This window comes from Corallococcus sp. AB011P (assembly GCF_003611605.1).
Lineage (GTDB): Bacteria > Myxococcota > Myxococcia > Myxococcales > Myxococcaceae > Corallococcus > Corallococcus coralloides.
Window position 1 is genome coordinate 224,990 of sequence record NZ_RAVX01000006.1, and the last position, 18,408, is coordinate 243,397.

18 protein-coding genes are annotated in these 18,408 nt (G+C 66.9%); 11 read left to right on the top strand and 7 right to left on the bottom strand.

Features of this window, described 5'->3' with window-relative positions; all coding sequences use genetic code 11:
- Positions 1-130 precede the first annotated feature (130 nt).
- The 4 genes from D7X30_RS19020 to D7X30_RS19040 all read left to right on the top strand — a co-directional run bounded on the left by D7X30_RS19020 (position 131) and on the right by D7X30_RS19040 (position 3,010).
- Positions 131-490 carry a GerW family sporulation protein gene (locus tag D7X30_RS19020; RefSeq protein WP_120564360.1) on the top strand — a complete coding sequence of 120 codons (360 nt, stop codon included), beginning with the start codon at positions 131-133 and terminating at the stop codon, positions 488-490.
- A gap of 308 nt (positions 491-798) precedes the next feature.
- Positions 799-2,112, top strand: a complete 1,314-nt coding sequence (locus D7X30_RS19030; protein WP_147443242.1) for a hypothetical protein — start codon at positions 799-801, stop codon at positions 2,110-2,112.
- Complete coding sequence (locus D7X30_RS19035; RefSeq protein WP_147443243.1) at positions 2,087-2,731, top strand: hypothetical protein; 645 nt, start codon at positions 2,087-2,089, stop codon at positions 2,729-2,731. Before D7X30_RS19030 ends, D7X30_RS19035 begins: the two co-directional genes overlap by 26 nt.
- 75 nt (positions 2,732-2,806) lie before the next feature.
- A complete protein-coding gene (locus D7X30_RS19040; protein WP_233591653.1) occupies positions 2,807-3,010 on the top strand; it encodes a hypothetical protein in 204 nt (67 codons plus the stop codon).
- A 121-nt stretch (positions 3,011-3,131) separates the two neighbouring features.
- Here D7X30_RS19040 and D7X30_RS19045 read toward each other — a convergent pair whose 3' ends face one another.
- A complete protein-coding gene (locus tag D7X30_RS19045) occupies positions 3,132-3,977 on the bottom strand; it encodes a DUF1963 domain-containing protein (RefSeq protein ID WP_158619296.1) in 846 nt (281 codons plus the stop codon).
- Between the two features lie 411 nt (positions 3,978-4,388).
- On the bottom strand, positions 4,389-8,099 hold the full coding sequence (gene hrpA / locus D7X30_RS19050) for an ATP-dependent RNA helicase HrpA (RefSeq protein ID WP_120564364.1): 3,711 nt from the start codon (positions 8,097-8,099) through the stop codon (positions 4,389-4,391).
- A gap of 181 nt (positions 8,100-8,280) precedes the next feature.
- Between hrpA and D7X30_RS19055 the strand changes: the two genes are divergently transcribed.
- Positions 8,281-8,718: a hypothetical protein gene (locus D7X30_RS19055; RefSeq protein WP_120564365.1), complete on the top strand. Its 438-nt coding sequence runs from the start codon at positions 8,281-8,283 to the stop codon at positions 8,716-8,718.
- Positions 8,719-8,738: 20 nt separating this feature from the next.
- Positions 8,739-9,239, top strand: coding sequence for a hypothetical protein (locus D7X30_RS19060; RefSeq protein WP_199724416.1), 501 nt, complete (start codon positions 8,739-8,741; stop codon positions 9,237-9,239).
- 367 nt (positions 9,240-9,606) lie between these two features.
- Here D7X30_RS19060 and D7X30_RS19065 read toward each other — a convergent pair whose 3' ends face one another.
- A complete protein-coding gene (locus D7X30_RS19065) occupies positions 9,607-9,936 on the bottom strand; it encodes a hypothetical protein (RefSeq protein ID WP_120564366.1) in 330 nt (109 codons plus the stop codon).
- Between the two features lie 392 nt (positions 9,937-10,328).
- Here D7X30_RS19065 and D7X30_RS19070 point away from each other — a divergent pair, with 392 nt between their 5' ends.
- Positions 10,329-11,102 carry a DNA/RNA non-specific endonuclease gene (locus tag D7X30_RS19070; RefSeq protein ID WP_120564367.1) on the top strand — a complete coding sequence of 258 codons (774 nt, stop codon included), beginning with the start codon at positions 10,329-10,331 and terminating at the stop codon, positions 11,100-11,102.
- Between the two features lie 145 nt (positions 11,103-11,247).
- Here the strand turns inward: D7X30_RS19070 and D7X30_RS19075 are convergent, their stop codons facing one another.
- The gene (locus tag D7X30_RS19075) at positions 11,248-11,889 is read right to left on the bottom strand and encodes a glutathione S-transferase family protein (protein WP_120564368.1); all 642 of its coding nucleotides are present in this window, start codon (positions 11,887-11,889) and stop codon (positions 11,248-11,250) included.
- A 520-nt stretch (positions 11,890-12,409) separates the two neighbouring features.
- On the opposite strand from D7X30_RS19075, the gene D7X30_RS19080 reads away from it, so the two are divergent.
- Positions 12,410-12,700, top strand: coding sequence for a hypothetical protein (locus tag D7X30_RS19080; RefSeq protein ID WP_120564369.1), 291 nt, complete (start codon positions 12,410-12,412; stop codon positions 12,698-12,700).
- A gap of 88 nt (positions 12,701-12,788) precedes the next feature.
- Here D7X30_RS19080 and D7X30_RS19085 read toward each other — a convergent pair whose 3' ends face one another.
- A complete protein-coding gene (locus D7X30_RS19085) occupies positions 12,789-13,184 on the bottom strand; it encodes a hypothetical protein (RefSeq protein WP_147443244.1) in 396 nt (131 codons plus the stop codon).
- Positions 13,185-13,844: 660 nt separating this feature from the next.
- On the opposite strand from D7X30_RS19085, the gene D7X30_RS19095 reads away from it, so the two are divergent.
- Complete coding sequence (locus tag D7X30_RS19095; RefSeq protein ID WP_158619297.1) at positions 13,845-15,107, top strand: DUF4114 domain-containing protein; 1,263 nt, start codon at positions 13,845-13,847, stop codon at positions 15,105-15,107.
- A 121-nt stretch (positions 15,108-15,228) separates the two neighbouring features.
- A complete protein-coding gene (locus tag D7X30_RS19100; protein WP_120564372.1) occupies positions 15,229-16,305 on the top strand; it encodes a hypothetical protein in 1,077 nt (358 codons plus the stop codon).
- Positions 16,306-16,450: 145 nt separating this feature from the next.
- Here D7X30_RS19100 and D7X30_RS19105 read toward each other — a convergent pair whose 3' ends face one another.
- Positions 16,451-17,764 carry a hypothetical protein gene (locus D7X30_RS19105; RefSeq protein ID WP_120564373.1) on the bottom strand — a complete coding sequence of 438 codons (1,314 nt, stop codon included), beginning with the start codon at positions 17,762-17,764 and terminating at the stop codon, positions 16,451-16,453.
- Here D7X30_RS19105 and D7X30_RS19110 point away from each other — a divergent pair.
- Positions 17,763-18,059: a hypothetical protein gene (locus D7X30_RS19110; RefSeq protein ID WP_120564374.1), complete on the top strand. Its 297-nt coding sequence runs from the start codon at positions 17,763-17,765 to the stop codon at positions 18,057-18,059. The two genes, D7X30_RS19105 and D7X30_RS19110, sit on opposite strands and share 2 nt — an antisense overlap.
- A gap of 8 nt (positions 18,060-18,067) precedes the next feature.
- On the opposite strand, the gene D7X30_RS19115 is transcribed toward D7X30_RS19110, so the two are convergent.
- Positions 18,068-18,408 (bottom strand): glutathione S-transferase family protein (locus D7X30_RS19115; RefSeq protein ID WP_199724418.1); only part of this gene is annotated, 341 nt, incomplete at its 5' end.

Here is an 18,408-nt window from a genome sequence, read left to right on the forward strand (position 1 = left end):
TTGCGGACGCTCGACGCGCATGGGTGGCGCGTCTCAGCGGCGAGCCGGGCCCCGGGCTGGTGCCTTGGTGTGATGGCTCGCGCTCCCACCGTGCCTATCTCTGGCGGGAGCATTCGAAGAGGAATCCGCCATGGACATCATCGACCTCATCGACCGGACCCGCGACAGCATCTCCGCGCGCAGCGTCTTCGGCCAACCCATCCAGCAGGGGGAGGTCACCGTGATTCCCGTCGCGCGCGTGATGGGCGGTGGAGGCGGCGGTGGGGGAGAGGGCCCGGTCCCTGAGGCCAACTCGAGGGAGGGCATGGGACATGGGGAGGGCACGGGCTTTGGGCTGAGCGCGCGTCCGGCCGGCGCCTTCGTCATCCGCGGAGACAGGGTGTCGTGGCTGCCTGTCGTGGAGCCCACGCGCATCATCCTCGGCTTGCAGGTACTGGCTGGCTTCGCCCTGCTCTTCTACTCGCGCACTCGGCTGAGTGGCCGACGATAGGCCGACCCGTCATTCAGATACCCGTGTCGTGCTCAAGCCACACGTGCTCCAGGTCGGTCCATGTCTGGGGGAGCCCGCTCTTCGTTGTCCATGCCGACCGGCTCGCCGAGAACGTCCGGCGCTTCCAGCAAACACCCGAGAGCCAGACGCGGGGGGCCGAGATCTTCTATTCGTGCGGCAACTGAGCCGGTTGCGTCGCTTCCCAGGTCCTCCCGGGTCGTTGTTTCGCCCTCTTCCTTGGGGCTCGAATGGTGGGGCAGAGAAGTGCCCATCTGCGTCCCTGGCAGACTTTGAACGAGGGGGAAGACATGCCCGCGACCCATCACCTCGAGGTGGTTGCTGTCGACGAAAAGGGTGCTGCGCTCAATGTGAGCACCGTGACGCTGACCTCGGGACTGGCCGTGAGCCGCAGCGTGGCAGTCTCCGGCGCTGTTCGCATCGCATTGAGCGGAGTGAACCCGGGCCGGGGCGAAGTGTGTTTCTCCTTCGTGGACCGGCCGGATTTCATCCTGCCCCTCACCTTCGTGAAGGGGACGGAGGGACCGGTGCCTACGTTCCCCCAGGAGGCGCCCCTCTGCTGCCCGACCATCCAGCGGACCCAGGAGACCGCCCTGGGCGCGGCGAAGACCGTCTTCACCCTGACCCTGACGCTGGCCTCGGCTCACTCCGAGGTCGTCCTCGTCGCGGGCTGGGACTACAGCGGCGGGGCGAACAACGTCGCCTACTGCAACACCTGTCGTGAGGACCTCTATTCGGGGAGCACGCACAGGACCGGCATGAAGACAACCATCCCCAAGCGCATCGACACACCCACGGTCGTAACCCTCTTCGACTTCAAGTCCGGAGAACGGAGCAGGAGCGTGAAGAGCGCGTCCGGGTGGTTTGATTTGGACCGCGTCCTCCAGGGGACGGTGAAGCCGCATGTGGCGAAATACTCAGAGACGGTGAACCAGAAGCGGCGGCACGACGACGATTCCATCTCCATCCTGCACGTCTACGACTACCTCGCCGAGCTGGGCCTCAAGGCACCGGGTGCCTTGAGGGAGTTCCATCTCTTCTCACATGCCTGGGCAGGGGGACCCATCCTCGCCAACACCACCGAGGACATCGGCTACCGTTCGGGCGGGACCTCCGCGGCGCTGCGGGATCCGGGAGACAAGGACCCCCGGCTCAAGGACTTCGATCCGGTCAACATGCCCCGGCTGGCGGACCTCAAGGCCGCCTTCGCCACTGACTCCGTCGTCAAGGTGTGGGGCTGTCTGGCGACCACGGCCTATCGCAACCTGATTCGCGCCACGGCCTCGGCCAAGAGCGACACCGACACCGTCACCTACGACTGGTCCGGGACGAAGGTCACCAAGACGGCCGCGGAGTCGAAGACGTACCTTCGGGACGTCATCCTGAAGTACAACTACATGGCGAAGTTGTCCGCTGCCATTGGCGGTCGCGCGAAGGTGTACGGGGCGCCTCCCGGCATGGGCGCCAATCTTCGCGCCGTCCCCGTGGGCAAGAAGACTTTCAATTACATGTACGTGGATGGCACCATCTACAAGCGCGAATACGACTTCCTCAAGAGCGCCATGGGATTGGTTCCCGATGACACCGGCTATCTCTTCTTCTGATTCCGACAGGCGGTCTGGCCTCTCCCGGGCGTGGCTCGCCGCGACGCTGCTGCTGGTTCCGGCCTGTCAGGAGGCGGCCCGTGGCGCCACGGCCTCGGAGCGCGAGGGTGTGGCGAAGGGCCGGGTGGAGGCGCCGGCCATCACTCCTCCGGAGGAGCCTGCTCCGGCGGCACCAACGCCGTCCGCCGACGTGGAGGCCGAGCCTTCGCCGGGGGCCCGCGCGGTGGCTCGGCTCAAGGCGGAGGCCTCCCAGCTTGAGTCGGCCCGCCTTGTGACCTGCGGTGGGGAGAAGGTGGTGGGGCGCATGCCCGAGCCGCTGTTGGCGCGGCTTCGGACCGCGTTCACCCAGGCGGCGGTTTCGAAGGACCCGGCCCTGACCACGCCGCCCTGGGAGTCCGTCCTCCTGGAGCTGAAATTCCGGGACGGCAAGTCGGTGTTCGGGCAACTGGTGCGCGATGATGTCCTGCGCCTGCGCGAGGAGAGGTGGTGCGGGTCGGGGGCACAGGGGCGCGAGCTGGTCCTGACGGACGGGCCGTCGCTGCTTCCGTGGTTCCAGAAGCACCTGGGCCCGGTGCAGTCGAAGGAGCATCAGCTCCCACCCGGGATTCCCTCTCCCTGACGCGAAGCCGGAGGGTGGTTGCGGCTGGCATCCCAGCCCGCTCGCGAATCACGAACTCCGGTTCAGCCCTCACGGTTGCCCTGGAAGCTCACCTCGCCCACGGCCTTGTTCACCTTGCTGCTGGGCGCGTTCATGCTGTTCCTCAGCCTCAATGCCGCGCTGACCGTGATGCTTGGCGGTGCCTCGCTCGCCTTCGCGCTCGCGGTCCATGGAAGCGCGGCGGTCTATGGAGTCGTGCTGGCCGCCGCGCTGCTGCGCCCCCAGAAGGTCATCTCTTGATTCTTTCGCTTCTGGCGCAGCGCGTCTCCGGCGGACCTTGGGTGTCCGTCCCCTCGCAGCTGCTCGGACGGCCCTATGAGAACCTCGCCCGGCGTGCGCCACGTGAGCAGTTCGACCAGGGTCACGTGCCCTGGAATCGAAGCGCGACTTCCTTCAGGTGTGTTCGGCACATGAAGAGATAGGCCGTCCACACATCGCCCCAACTGGCATCCGTCACATCAGAGGGAGAGAGCTGCAGCAGCAGCTCCATCAGCTCCCCACAAACGGTGCATCGTGGTGTCTGGTCTGGGCCGTTCACCCAATTGGGATATCCGCCGAGCACGACCCCTCTGTTGCGTGAGTGGGGTTTCTCGCGGGCGTGGGTTAGCTCACTGGCGACTCGAGCCACCACGTGCCAGTTCTCCCACGCCTGCCGAGCACCGGAGTTTCCGGGGACTCGGTCCCAGAGCGGGGGACAGTGCACCTCGAACCCAACGTCATCAGGGAGCGATTGTTCGAGTCGTGGGGTCACGAATCGAGGCTCGAACTCTTGCCAGTGATAGCCTTTAGAGGCATCCGGCTCCGGTCGGAGTTCGCATGCCTGGGAAGGCGAGAGCGACGGGTACGCCATCACCCGAAATCCTTCCCGCTCCTTGATTCCGTCCCGCGGCTTTTTGGGGTGCAGCGGGCCGCAGTCCCAGCAGTAGAAGAACGTGAAGAAGGCGATGCCGAGCGTGGGCGAGTGCCGAGCGTCTCGTACATGGTTCACCTGCGCAACGAAGCTCAGGAGATGGCCGCGGTCACAGATGGGCCACTGTTCGCCACCGCGCCCCGTGGGCACGCCACCGAAGCGCGTGGCAAGCAGCGAGTCGTCGCGGGAGGACGCTCCCGGCACCAGCATCGTGCGCTGGCGAATCAACGGACGTAGCCATCGACCGACCTCGTCCGCGCTGAGGGCATCGATTTTGTCGCTCCGGGCCTTGGACATGGGCGGTGAACGTAGCCTGCCGTGCAGACGGAGCGAAGGCGCGCGGGCAATTGCATCCAGCCCCAACCGTGAAACGCATCGCCCTGCGGCCGCTCCCTCAAGCAGGTGCGGAGACAGGCTTGAGGGTGTGGGCGTACGTGAAGGGGGCCCCGGGGCGGGCAATTCTGGCGCACCTGGGCTAGCCCACGGCATGGGCGAGGTTGGCCCCGACACGAGGGCCACCCCAGGCCTCGTGGTGTTGAGGCTCAAGAGGCGCCAAGAGGTCCAGGCCCCTGCCACGCACCTGATGCGAGCGCGGCCTGTCCACCGGACGGGAGCATCACTACCGGCCTACCGGCCGGCGGTGGGCAGTCCGGCGGCGGCACCTTGAGGACGCCGATGCTCTCGTCGCGGACGGACAGCCACTCGCTTCTAGCGCAGCGCCGCGAGGGCCGCGCCGACCTTCGCCACCGTCACCGACACGGGCGTCGTCACCTCCGGAGCGAAGATGGCCACGCGGAGCTCCTCGAAGGCCCACCGCAGCTCCTGCGCTGCCTCCTGGTCACGCGCGGTGGCGGACCTGGCGAGGAAGGTCTCCCACAGGGGGAGGAAGGGCGCGGCCTTCCCTGCGTCCTTCGGGGGGTTCGCCACTGCACGAGACAGCCGTGCCTGGGCCGCGCGGAGGTAGCGCGGGTAGTGCAGCAGGCGCACGAGGGGAATCCACTCGATGAGGTTCGCGGGGAACAGCTGCCCGAGCTGCGAGCGGATGTCCCGCACGGCCGCCGCGCCGCTCGGCCCCTTGGAGGCCGCCTTGAGTGCGGCGAGCGTCGCAGCGAGTTCCGAGGAGGTGACGACGACGGCGTTCGCCCAGTCCCGTGCCTCACGCTCGATGCGCGGTGAGCCCTCATGGACCAGCGCCTCGAAGGCCGCCTTCGTGCGGGGCAGTGGCGCACCCGGTGCGAGCTTGAACGCATCGTCGACGCTGCGTGCGAGGACGAGCGCCTTGAAGGCGTCAGCCTTGCCCCGCGCGGGCGGCGCGCCGTCCAGGGACGGGAAGGGCAGCGGCATGCGCGCGCCGCTGACGGCCACGTGGCCGCGCGCGGCGAGCATCAGGAGCCGGCGGACCCCCGTGCGCGTGGCCGCGTCGGCGGCGGCGGAGGTCTCGAGCAGCACCAGGTCCACGGCAGCGCCCCGGTCGACGAGCGCGGGGTAGCTGCGGACATCGAGCCCGCCGACCCGCCGGGTAACAAAGGGGGGCAGCTCGCCGAAGGTCCATGCGGTCAGCCCCTTGCGCTCCCAGTCCGAAGTCGGTGCCGCGCTGCGCAGCGCCGCCCGTGCATGTCCCCCGTACTGATCGAGCAACGCGTCGGCGTCGCGGCTCTTCGCGAGCTCCTTTCCCCGCTCGTCGAGCACCCGGAGCGTGATGCGCAGGTACGGCACCACGGCATCCGCGCGGAAGGACTCCTCGGGCACGTCCACGCCGCACAGCCGGGACACCGCACGCGCGAGCGCTGGAATCAACGGCCCGCGGAAGGGCACCAGTTCCTTCTCGAGACGGTCGACCAGTTCCGGCACGGGCCCCAGCTGCTTGCGCTGGGCGCGGGGGACCTGCTCGAGCAGGGCGGTGAGTTTCTCCCGCTGCCAACCGGGGATGGTCCAGTCGAGCTCACCTGGGACCAACTGGGCGAGCAGCAGCAGCGGCACGCTCACGGTGATGCCATCGTCCTCGGCCGATGGGTCGAAGGTGTACGTCACGGGGACGGACGCGCCGTGCAGGGAGATGGCGTCCGGGTAGTGCTTCGGAGACAGGCCCGGGTCGTGCGAAAGGGCATCCTCCATGGAGAGGACGAGCACGTCGGGGTCGGCCGCCTCGGCCTTGCGGCGCCAGGCCTCGAAACCCGCTCCGTCCGTCACGTCCGCTGGGACGCGCTGGTCGAAGAACGTCAGCAGCGCCTCGCTGTCGAGCAGCTCGCTGCGCCGGGCCTTGTCCCGCAGGCGCGCCACGCGCTCGAGCACCTGTCGGTTCTTCTCCTGGAACGCCCCCCGGGTGCGGTACTCGCCGCGCACCAGGGCATGCTCGAGGAACATCAGCCGTGCCCGGGCGGGGTCCATGCTGGCCAGGGAGACGGGGCGCTCCTTGAAGACCTGAAGCCCGAAGAGGGTCGCGTTCTCCTTCACGATGGCGCGCGCGGACTTCTCCGACCAGTGCGGTTCGGAGTAGCTGCGCTTGAGCAGGTGGGGGGCCGCCGCCGCGAGCCACTCCGGGTCGAGCTTCGCCACGGTGCGCGCGAACAGCTGGGACGTCTCCACGAGCTCGAACGCCATCGCCCAGGCAGGGGGCTTCTTCGCGAGCGCCGACGAGGGGTGGACCGTGAAGCGCGTCTGCTTCGCGCCCACATAGTGGCGCTGCTCCGGATTCCACTGGCCGATGCGGGACAGGAGTCCGGTGAGGAGCGCCTGGTGCAGGACGTCCCCGCGCGCCGGGGCGCCCCGGCCCTTGCGAGGCAGGCGCAGCTCGCGGACGGTCTCCTCGAGCTGGCGCTGGACGTCCCGCCACTCGCGCACCCGCAGGAAGGACAGGAAGTTGTCCCGGCACACGCGCCGCAGATGGGACGTCCCGCGCTCCTCGGCCTCGCGCACGAACGCCCACAGCTTGAGGAGCCCCATGAAGTCCGAGTGCTCGTCACGGAAGCGCGAGTGCGACGCGTCCGCCTTCTGCGCGAGCTCCCGTGGCCGCTCGCGCGGGTCCTGCAGGTTGAGCGCAGCGGCGACGATGAGCACCTCGTCCAGGCACCCGTACTCGGCGCCGGCGAGAATCATCCGCGCGATGCGCGGGTCCACCGGGAAGCGCGCGAGCTGGTGACCCATCGGCGTCAAGGTGCGCTCCTTGCCCTCGATGGCCCCGAGCTCCTCGAGCACCCGCCAGCCTTCGGCGATGGCCCTCGGCTGGGGCGGGTCGAGGAAGGGGAAGTCCTCGACGTCACCGAGGTCGAGGGACTTCATCCGCAGGATGACCCCCGCGAGCCCGGTGCGCTTGATCTCCGGGTCGGTGAAGCCGGGCCGCGTGGTGAAGCTCACCTCGTCGTAGAGGCGCACGCAGATGCCCTCGCGCACGCGCCCGCAGCGCCCTTTGCGCTGGTCGGCGCTGGCCTGGGAGACCGGCTCGATGTGCAGGCGCGTGGTGCCCGAGCGTGGGTCGTAGCGCGACAGACGCGCCACGCCCGTGTCCACGACGTACACGATGCCCGGGATGGTGACCGACGTCTCCGCGACGTTGGTGGCGAGGATGACGCGGCGCTGGGGGATGGTGGCGAAGACGCGCGACTGCTCGGAGGCCGACAGGCGCGCATACAGGGGCTGCACCACCGTGCCGCGGAGCTCGCGCGCGTTCAGGGCATTCTCGGCCTCGCGGATCTCCCGCTCCCCGGGGAGGAACACGAGCACGTCCCCGTCCGGGTCGAGCGAGAGCACGTTCGCCACCGAATCGGCGACGGCGTCAGCGAGCTCGGATTCCTCGGGGGGCGGCTCGTAGAGCACGTCCACGGGAAAGGTCCGGCCCTCCACCTGGATGACGGGAGCGCCCCCGAAGAACTGCGAGAAGCGCTCGGTTTCGATGGTGGCCGAGCTCACCACCACCTTGAGGTCGGGGCGCCTGGGGAGGATGCGCTTGAGCCACCCGAGCAGGAAGTCGATGGTGAGGCTGCGCTCGTGGGCCTCGTCGAGCACGATGGTGTCGTAGCGCTTCAGGAGCGGGTCGCTGTGGATCTGCGCGAGCAGGACGCCGTCGGTCATGAACTTCACGGCCGTCTGCCGGGACGAGCGGTCCTCGAAGCGGATCTGGTAGCCGACGTCCGTGCCCAGCTCCGTGCCGACCTCGCGAGCCACGCGCGCCGCCACGCTCGTCGCGGCGATGCGCCGGGGCTGGGTGACGCCAATCTGGCGAGGACGGCCGCGCCCCATGGCGAGGAGGATTTTGGGCAGCTGCGTCGTCTTCCCTGAGCCGGTGGCCCCCGCGACGATGACCACCTGATGGGCGGAGATGGCCGCGGTGATGTCCTCCACCCGGCTCGAGATGGGGAGCTCGGGGGGGAAGCGCAGGGTGGGCAAGCCGCCGGGGGAGGGGACGGGTGAGTCGCCGGACATGGCGGTATGGACTAGCACTGAAGGGCGCGCTTCGCCCCTGACGAATTGAGTGGGCGCCTGCTTGGCGGGCGTTCTTGGGGAGGATTCTCCTTGCAGGCCAGTACACACCTGCATGCGAACCATGGGAGTGACGCACGGCGGAAGGATGCACTCAACGCGCGCCGGGCCGTATCATCGTCGCATGACGACACGGCGCACGCTCACCGACCTGATGGCCGAGGTGTCCGGCCGCGCCCGCGACTGGGCATCGCCGCAGGACCTCGGCGTCGATCCCATGACGGTCACGGCCGCCTGGCTGGCGAGCGACGATCCGGTGGCGATGCTGTTCCTGCTCGCCGCGGTGCAGCCCCGACGCGAAGTGGAGAAGTGCGTCGAGCTGGCGACCGAGATGTCGTTCTTCGAGCCCATGCGGGACGAGGCTCACACGATGAGTCGCCGCCTCCCCGGTATGAACTTCAATGGCCGGTCACCGTTCTACTTCATTCATCTCTACCAGCGGCTGCACTCCGCCTTGCGGTGGATGGAGGACACCGAGCGGTCGCGGCTCGAGCTCAAGCTCGCCGCGGCGATCCGCGTCGTCGTCCCCGATCCGTTCACGCTCGTCGGACCCGCCGCATAGGGCTCAGGGATGAACAAGCGATGGGCATGGAAAAGGAACGTGAAGATCTCCAATACTGGCTGGCAGACCTGGATGACGCTCTTCAGAGATTCCTGGACGGTCTGTCCCCTGAGGTTGCGGCACGCCTCGATTTCTCCCCCGGTTCGCTTGATGTCCTAGAAGCTTGGATCTTGAACAAGTACGCAAGCACCCAGGAGATGCTTCCTCCATCCGAGAGCCGCCTCGTCGATGGCCTGGCTCGATACATTGGCGAGACCTTCCGGAAAGCTGTCGGTGGTCACTGGGAGATGCGTCTTGATGACCCGAAGTACGTCTTTCATGGCATACCGCAACTGACTGGTTTCTGGGAGAAGCCAACGCCCGTTTGTCCATTGCCCCTCGCAACTGCCTCGGCTAATCGTCGCACGGGGCGGTACCTTGGCGGCGTGCTGGCGGTCTATCTCCGCGACAAGCAACGCAAGGCATCGCGAACCTGTCAGGGCCCACAAAGATTGGTGGTCGCGAAGCAACTAAACTCATAGGAGGCCAGAGCGATCTTCCTCGTGCCGCTGGTGCCACAGTAATCCTGGCTCGCCGTTGCCTGGCATACGCCAAACTGACACATGTTGGCCGCGTCCGCTTCCGCCTCGGCGATCGCGAGGTCAAAGGCCGCGGCACACGTGCGGCCAATGCCTGCTCCTGCTGTGATGTCTTGCGTTGCGGCGCAGGTGGGGAGCGCACGAACGGAGTCCGGCGGCTGGTAGTCGAGCACCAACCGGGGAGGGTCGTACTGGCAGCTTCCGTTGAGCAGGAAGTCCATCAGGACGCGCGGGCCCGTTGAGGTCTCGCCGTTGTAATTGATGAACTGACAACCACCCGCGGCGTGCGTGCTTCGGAGCCTCTTGTCCGTCAGATCGGCTCAGGCGTGCAGCGGGCGTCCGAAGACGCCGTCGCCACCACCTGGCCCCCGCTCCAGAACGTCACGGTCACGGTGATCATGCCGGGGCTGGTCGGACAGTAGAAAGGACACGAGAGCGTACCGTCGCAGTACGCAGGCAGGAGCAGGTCGGCCCACCCGGAGTCGAAGCCCCAGGTGGTCGTGTCGTAGGCGATGCTGCCGGAATAGGCACTGCAATAGTTGCTTCCCTGGCAGGTGAGCACCGGGTCCTGGGCTGACGCGGGCTGACTCCAGAGACCGCCCAGCAGGGCGGCAATGGCTACGACATGTCCGGCTTTCATGGATGAATCCTCCGTGGGTCGCTTGGCATGCCCAGCCGGTTCCCGCGTCTTGAGCACCATTGTCCGTCCCAAGCTCACGCGTACAGCGGGGCGTGCACGACATTAGAAGACGCGGAGTGCTGCGTAAAGCTTTGGCTGGAGATCGAGCGCACGCAGGCGCCCTTCGCAATGGGCAACACGCTGCCTGGCGAAAGCCGGCGAACTCTTGCGCGAGTCATTGCATGGCAATGATTGCTGCCTGCGGGCCTTGGCCGTTGGCGTCCAGATCACGCGTTCGCGGCTGAAACAGGTTGCTGCAGGACTGTTATAGAAATCCTACAAAGCGCCTATCGCCTTTCTTTTGTGTTTTCTTGGTTTCTTGGTAATCAAGGCCACTCAAAGGAGCCGGAAGAATGCGCACCCTGAACAAGCTCTCAGTCGCGGTGGTGTTGGGTCTGTTGCTCGGCGGTTGCGGCGTCACGGACCTGGGCGGAGAAGACGTCACCTCTCAGCTGGAGCAGGACTTCGGTGGCCCGAGCGGCCTCATGGACTTCTTCGAGAGCCACACGGAGGAGGAGATCCGGCAGGCGCTGACGCCCTACGGCGTCGGGTACGTCGCCCACGGGGACGTCACCGCGGCCTTGATCAGCGACTGCCCGAAGCTCTTCCCGTCGACGGACCGGAACAAGTGGCACAGCTTCGACGGCGAGTACTACTTCATCGACAGCGTGGGCCGGCCGAACCGGGCGTACAAGGATCTGCCGCGGATCACCGCCGCGCCGCGCGTCGACTCCTGTCAGACGAACGTGGGTCAGTGGGGAGACGCGGAGAACCCCAGCAACGACTACGACGGAGGACACCTCATCGGCTCACAGCTCGGGGGCTGGGGAGGGCGGGCGAACCTGGTGCCTCAGGATGCCAACTTCAACCGTGGCAACTGGTTGCAGCTCGAGAACGCGATGGCCGGGTGCGGGAGCCTGCCGATCGGCCGGCTGCGCTACTCCATCGGCGCGAACTACCCGAACTCCACCGCGCTCATCCCCAACAACCTGACGATGCAGATCACCAACCAGTCCACGGGGAGCGCCGTGTCCATGTCCTTCTCGAACACGGACGGCGGCGGGACGAACGGCACGACCGACCGGACCCGCGGCGTGAACTGGCTGTCGAGCCAGGGCTGCAACTGAGGCGCCGCTGAGGAGGGACGAAGGACGTCCGCTGGCTCTACATCGCGTGCTTCTGTCCCGCCTGCGAACTCATCGGGGTGTACGCCGATTGGAAGTGCGAAGGCGGTGACGCGGACGTCTTCCTCGCCAGGACCTGAAGTTCGCGTCAGCTCCGGGCGGCCGGCGGCGGCATGGGGGGCGCGGTGCGCTGCCACGCCTCCAGCTCCTGCACGCGCCCGAGCCAGGCCCGGAGGTTCGCGTAGCCTTCGAGGGGCAGGCGCGCCGGGCCCGCGAGGGCGAACGACGCGGCGAGCGAGAGGTCCGCGAGCGTCAGGCGCTCCTGAGCAACCCACGTCCTGCCCGCCAGGTGCGAGTCCAGCACGGGAGCGGTCTGCGCGAAGAGGGCCTCGCCGCGCGCGACCTCGGCGGGGTCCGGCGGCCCGCGGCCGGTGCGCTGCTTCACGAAGTTCTCCAGGACGAGCACGGTGTTCGCCGGGGCCATGTGGGCCGAGCACCAGAACAGCCAGCGGTTGACGTCGGCGCGGCCCTGCGCGTCCGTGGGGAGCAGGGTCTGCCCCGGGGTCTTCTCGGCGAGGTACACCATGATGGCGCGCGACTCCCAGAGAACGAAGCCGCCGTCGTCCAGGACGGGGACGCGCCCGTTGGGGTTGATGCCCAGGTACGACGCCTCGCGCTGCTTGCCCGTGGTGAGGTCCACCACGATGCGCTCGAGGGAAATGTCGAGGTGGGCGGCCACGAGCAGCACGCGGCGCGAGTTTCCAGACAGGGGGTGGAAGTAGAGCTTCAAGACGGACCTCCGGGACGGCACGGGTGGAGGGGGAGGACCTATCCACCCCGGGTGACAAGGGCCTGTCAGGTATCGTCAGGGGCACGGCTTCAGGACGTCGAGGAACTTCTTCTCCGTCTGTCCGTGCGCCACCACCAGCCCGTTCCGCACGTCACCGGGTCCTCAAGCGGGGGCAGATGTGGCGGGCGTGTCCAATGAGGGCTGCACGGCTTCTCCACCGGCCTGGCGCACAGCTCGCGGCACCCGTCAGCGTCCCGCCTCGTCACCTCTGCTCCAGCCCCCACCCTCAACAGGCCTTCACTTCGCCCGATGCGTGGCAACGGCAATCAGACGGCTGAAGCGCATGGAATACGAGGGGTTGCCACGATTGACTCTTGCAGGGGTGGATCTTGGGGTGATGGAAGCGTCAGGTCAGAAACAGTTCTGGCGCAGGGTGTCTGTCATTGTCTCCCGGTACGCGCTTCTGCTGCGAGGCGTGCCTGTCCTTCGCGCAGGCACATTCCCACACCCAGGAGTGCCGATGAACGCGCTGAAGAAGTCCCTTCTCGCCGTTGCCGCTGTCCTCGCCGTGGCCCCCGCGTCCGCCTTTGCTCTTCCGCTGCAGTGCTGGGATACCTGCGAGGGTATTTGCGACGACCCCTGTTTCCTGGGGACCCGCCTCACCACCTGTGGCGCGGCGGGCTACTGCTTCCAGCCCGCGCAGCCTTCGCAGGAGAACGCTTCGGTCTCCTCCGAGCAGATCCAGCGCGCCGACGACACCGCGCCGGTCTGCGACGCCGACCATCCGGGCACGGAGCAGGCTGAGAGCTGAGCGGTCTTGAACGTCCACGAGGCCCGGCATCGCGTCCGGGCCTCGTGGTTTCTTGGCCGGAGTGCCTCAGCCCATCTGAACTGCGCAGTCAGTCCAGCCGGCCCCGGAGCGATGGCTCGAGCTGTTGCAGCATCTCTCGGGCCTGCTCTTCCTCCGTCAGGTGCCGCTCGTAGCGCAGCCGACCCGCCGCGAGTTCCCAGCAGTCGAGGATATCCTCGCACTGCGTCAGGATGGCGTACCAGCGCGCATCCTCGAGCAGCGGCGCGGCACTCTCGAGGATGCGATGCGCCAGCTCGTACTGCGCGTACACCATGTCAGCGCCGGCCGGCATGAACTCAAGGTAGAGCGCAGCAGGCAGCCGCGGGGCGCTGTCACTCGGGAGGAAGCGCAGCCCACGACGGCCGGCCCCCGGCTCGAACAGCCCTATTGCGTTGCGCGGCGATCCCCCTCCCATGTCCGGGTTCCGCGCCAGCGCCTCGGTCACCCACCGCCGCGCCTCCTCCTCGCGTCCTGCCCGGACGGGTAGCACGGCGGTCCATCGGGTGTGGACCGGAGCGACCTGCCAGACGCGGACGGTATGCATCAGCGAGGACCCGAGCCCCTCCAGGTGCGCCGAGGTCGCCTTGCGGCCGGGCTGATTTCGCCTCATCGAATGCCCAACATAGAGCAGCCGGAAATGTGCGTCGAGCGAGCCCGGGTTTCGTCGGACGACACGAACCGCAGACGGGCTCCGGCAAGACGCTCTCCGTCATCTGGCCCAGCGTCTTACGCGGAGTCCCGGCGCCGGGCGCTGGAGTCCTTCGAGCACGACTCCGTGGAAGCGCTCCTCACGCTGCACGGAGGCAATGTGTCCCAGGCCGCCGCCGCCGCGGACATGGACCGCGCATACCTGTATCGGCTCCTGCGCCGGCACGGCCTGAAGAGTTGATGTCTGGCTTGACTCGGGTGGGTGGAGTTTACATTTGTTGACTGGGTTCATGGATTGTTGGATTTGTCGCTGTCTGGAGGCACGTCCATGCATCGCAATCCGTACTATCTTGTGTTTGGGGCTGTGATTGGCTGTTGCTCGATGTTGTCCGGGGGCTGCGAGCCCTCGGAGGCGCGACCGTTCCATCCGGCGGATACCCTGAGCCGGCGTCAGGCCTTGGTCACCGCCGCGACGCCTGAAACGCTGCCCGCCAGCTTCCTGGCCGACATCGCCAGCGCGCTGCCCGAGAACCAGTCGGTCCCGGTCCATCATCCGGACTACGTCGCGCCCACGAACGATCCCAACATCCTGGTCACGACGACCGCGGATGTCTGGGTGACCTTCGTGTCCGAAGGCGCCACCTTCCGCAACACGCTGGGCTATTTCACCTATCCAGACGGCAGTCCGCCGACGACGGTGGAGGACGTGGAGAAGGTCGTCATCTTCCCCAATGCCTCCGCCTGGGGCTCCAATGGGGAACTTCAAGCTGGGGATCGTGTCCACCTGGGCCAGTTCTCCGCAGGGACGCGGCTGGGCTTCTTCCTGGTCGCGGATGGATGGGATGGCGAGCGGTTCGACCTGGGAAGGCCCACCTATTACACCGTGGAGGCGCTGAACCCGGAGGCCGCCGAGAACCAGCGGCGGCACGTCATGTCCGCGTACCATCAGGAAGCGCAGCGCAGGGTGCTGGGCTTCGAGGACTTCTCCCGTGCGCATGAGCAGGTGGACGACGACTTCAACGACGTCGTCTTCACGGTCCAGAGTGATCCCGTGGCCGGGACGGAGACGGGCGGAGCCACCCTGCCGGACAAGCCCTGCCCGGAGGCCCCTTCCGCGCAGCTCCATTCCTGCCAGGAATTGCGCCAATACTGTCCCTCCCTCGGCAGTGGCCTCTATTCGCTGAACCCATGCGGCACCCAGGCGTCCGCGTATTACTGCGACATGACCTCCGACGGAGGCGGGTGGACGGTGGCGGGATGGCAGGCGGCCGATGCGAAGACGCACATGGGCATTGAGACGCGTGGGGTCCTGGGCGGCGGTGAATGGTCGAAGGACCTGGCATGTGTTTCCTTCAGTCAGGTCAGGGTCTTCAATCGCACCTATGGGGAGAGCTTTGCCCAGAGCTACAGCCCTGCGCCGTGGAGCTACACTCAGACGAACATGTTCTTCGGCGGGGCGGGAACAGCCTTCAAGCAGGGGGTCTATGGCCCAGCCGGCTCGCAGATCATGATGGGCTGCGTCAACTACAGCTACTACGGTGGTGTCTATCCGGAGTACGCCTGTGACTCCGATAGCCAGGGAGGAGCCCAGGGGCACCTTGCTGACTACGCGGGTGAGTACTGCGCTGGCGCGCGACTCGACTACACCTGGGCGTGGAGTGATGGTGCCACCTGCAAGTATCGCGGCGTGCCCTACACCTGGGGCTTCGCGGTCCGCTGAGCCTGGCGTCGTGTGATTTCCTAATCGTGTCGTGCAACGCCTCGAACGCCCAGAATGGGTTCGTGCGCCGAGCAGGTCGCTGGTGGGTAGCATGAGGGGTTGCCCTCAGTGGAGAGTGCCCGTGTACGACAAGCTGTATCAGACCCGTTACAGAGGCGTCCCAGAGCGAGTCGGCTACATCAATGACCTCACGAAGATCGCGAACAGACATGGCGGAACGCTGGAGTGCGGCTTCTGCCAGGGCTGCGAGGACTTCAACACGGGCGTTCCTTCTTCCAATGACTTGAGCAAGGATGGCGTCTGCTTCGGGCTGGTGCTCATGTGGCTGCGGATGAAGTTCGAGGAGAAACCCGCCAGCGACTTCCATGCCTGGCTCTTTGCCAAGGACGTGCGGGGCCGAAACGCCAAGATTGCCACGTGGATGCAGAACCAGCTCATGGCCATGGGCCTGGGCAATCCGGAGCAGGAGCGGACCTACTCAAAGGTAATGACGAAACAGAAACACGAGGCCGTGCGTGAACAGTTCAAGACGAAGTACCCCAAGGGGGGCTTCCCCGCGTACTTGAACTTCGCCAACGAGACAGGCGAGCTGAAATCCCCGCTGGACCGTTCATACGACCCGGAGGACTACGCGGGGACGCAACAGCGGGCGCGATACGTACTCGCCGCGGAGGCTCTCGGCTACAAGTTCAAGCAATTGAATGCCCGCATGGGGCGCCTGCGGATCTGGCAAGAGGCGGAAATCAGCCAGCGGGATGTCTACGCATTCCAACTGGTGGCGAGCAAGATCACCAAATCGGCCACAAAGGCCAACCGCCTCTCCAGGAAGGACCGGATTGTCTCCGCCAGGCTCCGGGCGAGCTACGAACCCGGCGAGGACAAGGATGGGGTCGAGAAGCGGGATGAGGCAGCGCGGCTGATCGTTGATGCCATGGTCAAGTACAAGGACGAGCTCAAGAAAGAGGATACGTTCGTCATCATCTCCATCCCCAAGCATGACATGGGCGTGTTCTTTTCCCGCACGCCCTCGAAGGGCCACGGCGTCCTCTCCTTCTTTGATCCCAACTACGGCATCTGGCACTTCGAGAGCAGCTCCCTGGTCGATCGCTTCGAGAAATTCCATCGCTTCTTCACCGGGTTCACCTGCGTGTATCCGGACATGGACACGCTCTCGATCAAGATCCTCTCAAGGCATTGAGCTGGCCTTCGGAATGGGAACGCCGGGCGAGGAGCGGCTCCGCGGTGCGAACTCCCTCAACGGCAGCGTCCCTCCACGGCACCTCTGCACCCGCCCCCACCTTCAACAGGCCTTCTCTTCGCCCCATGCGTTTGCAGCAGGAGTGTCAGGCGCACGCCTCGCAGAGGCAATTCATGAGGGGGATGACACTGCGGGGCTCGTGGGGCTTGAGGGCCCAGAGCTCCGGCTGGCACAGCCTGCCGTCACAGACGTACCCGGCGGGGCCCCGGCACTTGCCACACGCCAGGGCCTTGAGGGCGGGGCGGTCGCAGATGGCGCAGCGGCGGGCGCCCTGCGTCCCTCGGAGACTGGAGAGCTGGGGCTTCTTCGACTCCGCCACCTCCTGTTCGAAGGCCTCCATGCCTTCGCGGACGGCGGTGACCAGGTCGTACATCCGGAGGGCTCCGCCAAAGATGGCGGTGTCGTGGAGGATGACGGGGTTGAAGCCCTCCTGGAGCAGTAGGTAGTTCAGGAGCAGCATGGTGTTGAGGCGCCCGTTGGCGTCCGCGTAGAAGTGCCCCACGTGCAAGGCCCGGATGGCCCGCACGATGGCTCGCAGCTTCAGCTCCACCCGGGCCTTCTTCGCGGACTGCTGCTGCGCCTGGTCGCGCTCGCGGTGGTAGCGCTCGAAGAGGCCGTTGACCTTGCCCTTGACCTCGGACTGTTCGTAGGCGGTGCCCCAGAGCAGCTGGTTGCTCATGTTGCTGGTGAGCAGGGATGTGGCCCAGTCCCGCTCCACCCAGTGCTCCAGCACGTCCTTGGGGGCGTGCAGGTTGGCCATCAGGGTCTTGTAGGTCCCGATGTCCCCGTCGTCGTTCATCTCCTTGAGGCTCTCCCAGGAGATGTCGTGTCCTGTCACCGCGATGGGGAAGTTCGTGTAGTGGCTGAGCTCGTGGGGCACCGGGATGAAGCGCCGGGTGGCGCGCTCGGAAACCTTGTCATTGAGCTTGAACACGCAGTTCGTCACCGCCGCGTGCATGGCGTGGTAGCGCTTGAAGTCCACCTTGTCCGCCGGTGATGGGCACGCGCTCAGCCACTTGTCGAACGCCTTCATCATGGCGTTGTAGAAGCCCGGGGACTGCTCCAGGTCGAAGATCATCTCCCGGTGCTTGTTGCCGCTGCCGTGGTAGCGCCCCTCGATGAAGAGCTTCCACCACCGGTCGCGTGGCAGCTGGGTGACGGGGGAGCCACCCAGTGCTGGAGCGTGCGGCGTCAGCTTGTCCAGGACGCTCCGGACCTTGCTCGCCGCGATGGCGACGTCGGAGGTCGGCCGGACCGCCAGCTCCTTCTCCAGGAAGAAGTTGGAGATGATCTTCAGGTCGCTGACGGCGCGCTGGGTGTGGAGCGTGTCGATCCACTGGATGAAGGCGGCGGAGTTCCGGGTGTCATGCGTCCCTCCTTCGGAGTCGTAGACCTCCATGCGTGGCCTCCTGGCGCGGCTGCGGCGTCGGTGGGTTCTAGCAAACCGGCTGCGGGCGCCCAATGACCTGGGGGGCCGCGAACCGCAGCCCACCGCCGCGGACCTCCAACGCAGCGAGTGCCTCTGTGGCGCGGTGGCATTCCAGATCGTGTCGGGCGTGGCGCTGTACGAAGGGACGCAGGACGTCCGCTGGCTCTACGTCGCGTGCTTCTGTCCCGCCTGCGGGTTCATCGGGGTGCACTCCGATTGGAAGTGCGAAGGCGGTGAAGCGGACGCCTTCCTCGCGAGGACTTGAAGTTCGCGTCAGCTCCGGGCGGCCGGCGGCGGCATGGGGGGCGCGGTGCGCTGCCACGCCTCCAGCTCCTGCACGCGCCCGAGCCAGGCCCGGAGGTTCGCGTAGCCTTCGAGGGGCAGGCGCGCCGGGCCCGCGAGGGCGAACGACGCGGCGAGCGAGAGGTCCGCGAGCGTCAGGCGCTCCTGAGCAACCCACGTCCTGCCCGCCAGGTGCGAGTCCAGCACGGGAGCGGTCTGCGCGAAGAGGGCCTCGCCGCGCGCGACCTCGGCGGGGTCCGGCGGCCCGCGGCCGGTGCGCTGCTTCACGAAGTTCTCCAGGACGAGCACGGTGTTCGCCGGGGCCATGTGGG

What these genes read in the sequence shown, in the direction of transcription:
- D7X30_RS19020 (WP_120564360.1), top strand. Translation starts at nt 131, where the DNA reads ATGGACATCATCGACCTCATCGACCGGACCCGCGACAGCATCTCCGCG.
- D7X30_RS19030 (WP_147443242.1), top strand. Translation starts at nt 799, where the DNA reads ATGCCCGCGACCCATCACCTCGAGGTGGTTGCTGTCGACGAAAAGGGT.
- D7X30_RS19035 (WP_147443243.1), top strand. Translation starts at nt 2,087, where the DNA reads ATGACACCGGCTATCTCTTCTTCTGATTCCGACAGGCGGTCTGGCCTC.
- D7X30_RS19045 (WP_158619296.1), bottom strand. Translation starts at nt 3,977, where the DNA reads ATGTCCAAGGCCCGGAGCGACAAAATCGATGCCCTCAGCGCGGACGAG.
- hrpA (WP_120564364.1), bottom strand. Translation starts at nt 8,099, where the DNA reads ATGTCCGGCGACTCACCCGTCCCCTCCCCCGGCGGCTTGCCCACCCTG.
- D7X30_RS19055 (WP_120564365.1), top strand. Translation starts at nt 8,281, where the DNA reads ATGACGACACGGCGCACGCTCACCGACCTGATGGCCGAGGTGTCCGGC.
- D7X30_RS19060 (WP_199724416.1), top strand. Translation starts at nt 8,739, where the DNA reads ATGGGCATGGAAAAGGAACGTGAAGATCTCCAATACTGGCTGGCAGAC.
- D7X30_RS19065 (WP_120564366.1), bottom strand. Translation starts at nt 9,936, where the DNA reads ATGAAAGCCGGACATGTCGTAGCCATTGCCGCCCTGCTGGGCGGTCTC.
- D7X30_RS19070 (WP_120564367.1), top strand. Translation starts at nt 10,329, where the DNA reads ATGCGCACCCTGAACAAGCTCTCAGTCGCGGTGGTGTTGGGTCTGTTG.
- D7X30_RS19080 (WP_120564369.1), top strand. Translation starts at nt 12,410, where the DNA reads ATGAACGCGCTGAAGAAGTCCCTTCTCGCCGTTGCCGCTGTCCTCGCC.
- D7X30_RS19110 (WP_120564374.1), top strand. Translation starts at nt 17,763, where the DNA reads ATGCGTGGCCTCCTGGCGCGGCTGCGGCGTCGGTGGGTTCTAGCAAAC.
- D7X30_RS19105 (WP_120564373.1), bottom strand. Translation starts at nt 17,764, where the DNA reads ATGGAGGTCTACGACTCCGAAGGAGGGACGCATGACACCCGGAACTCC.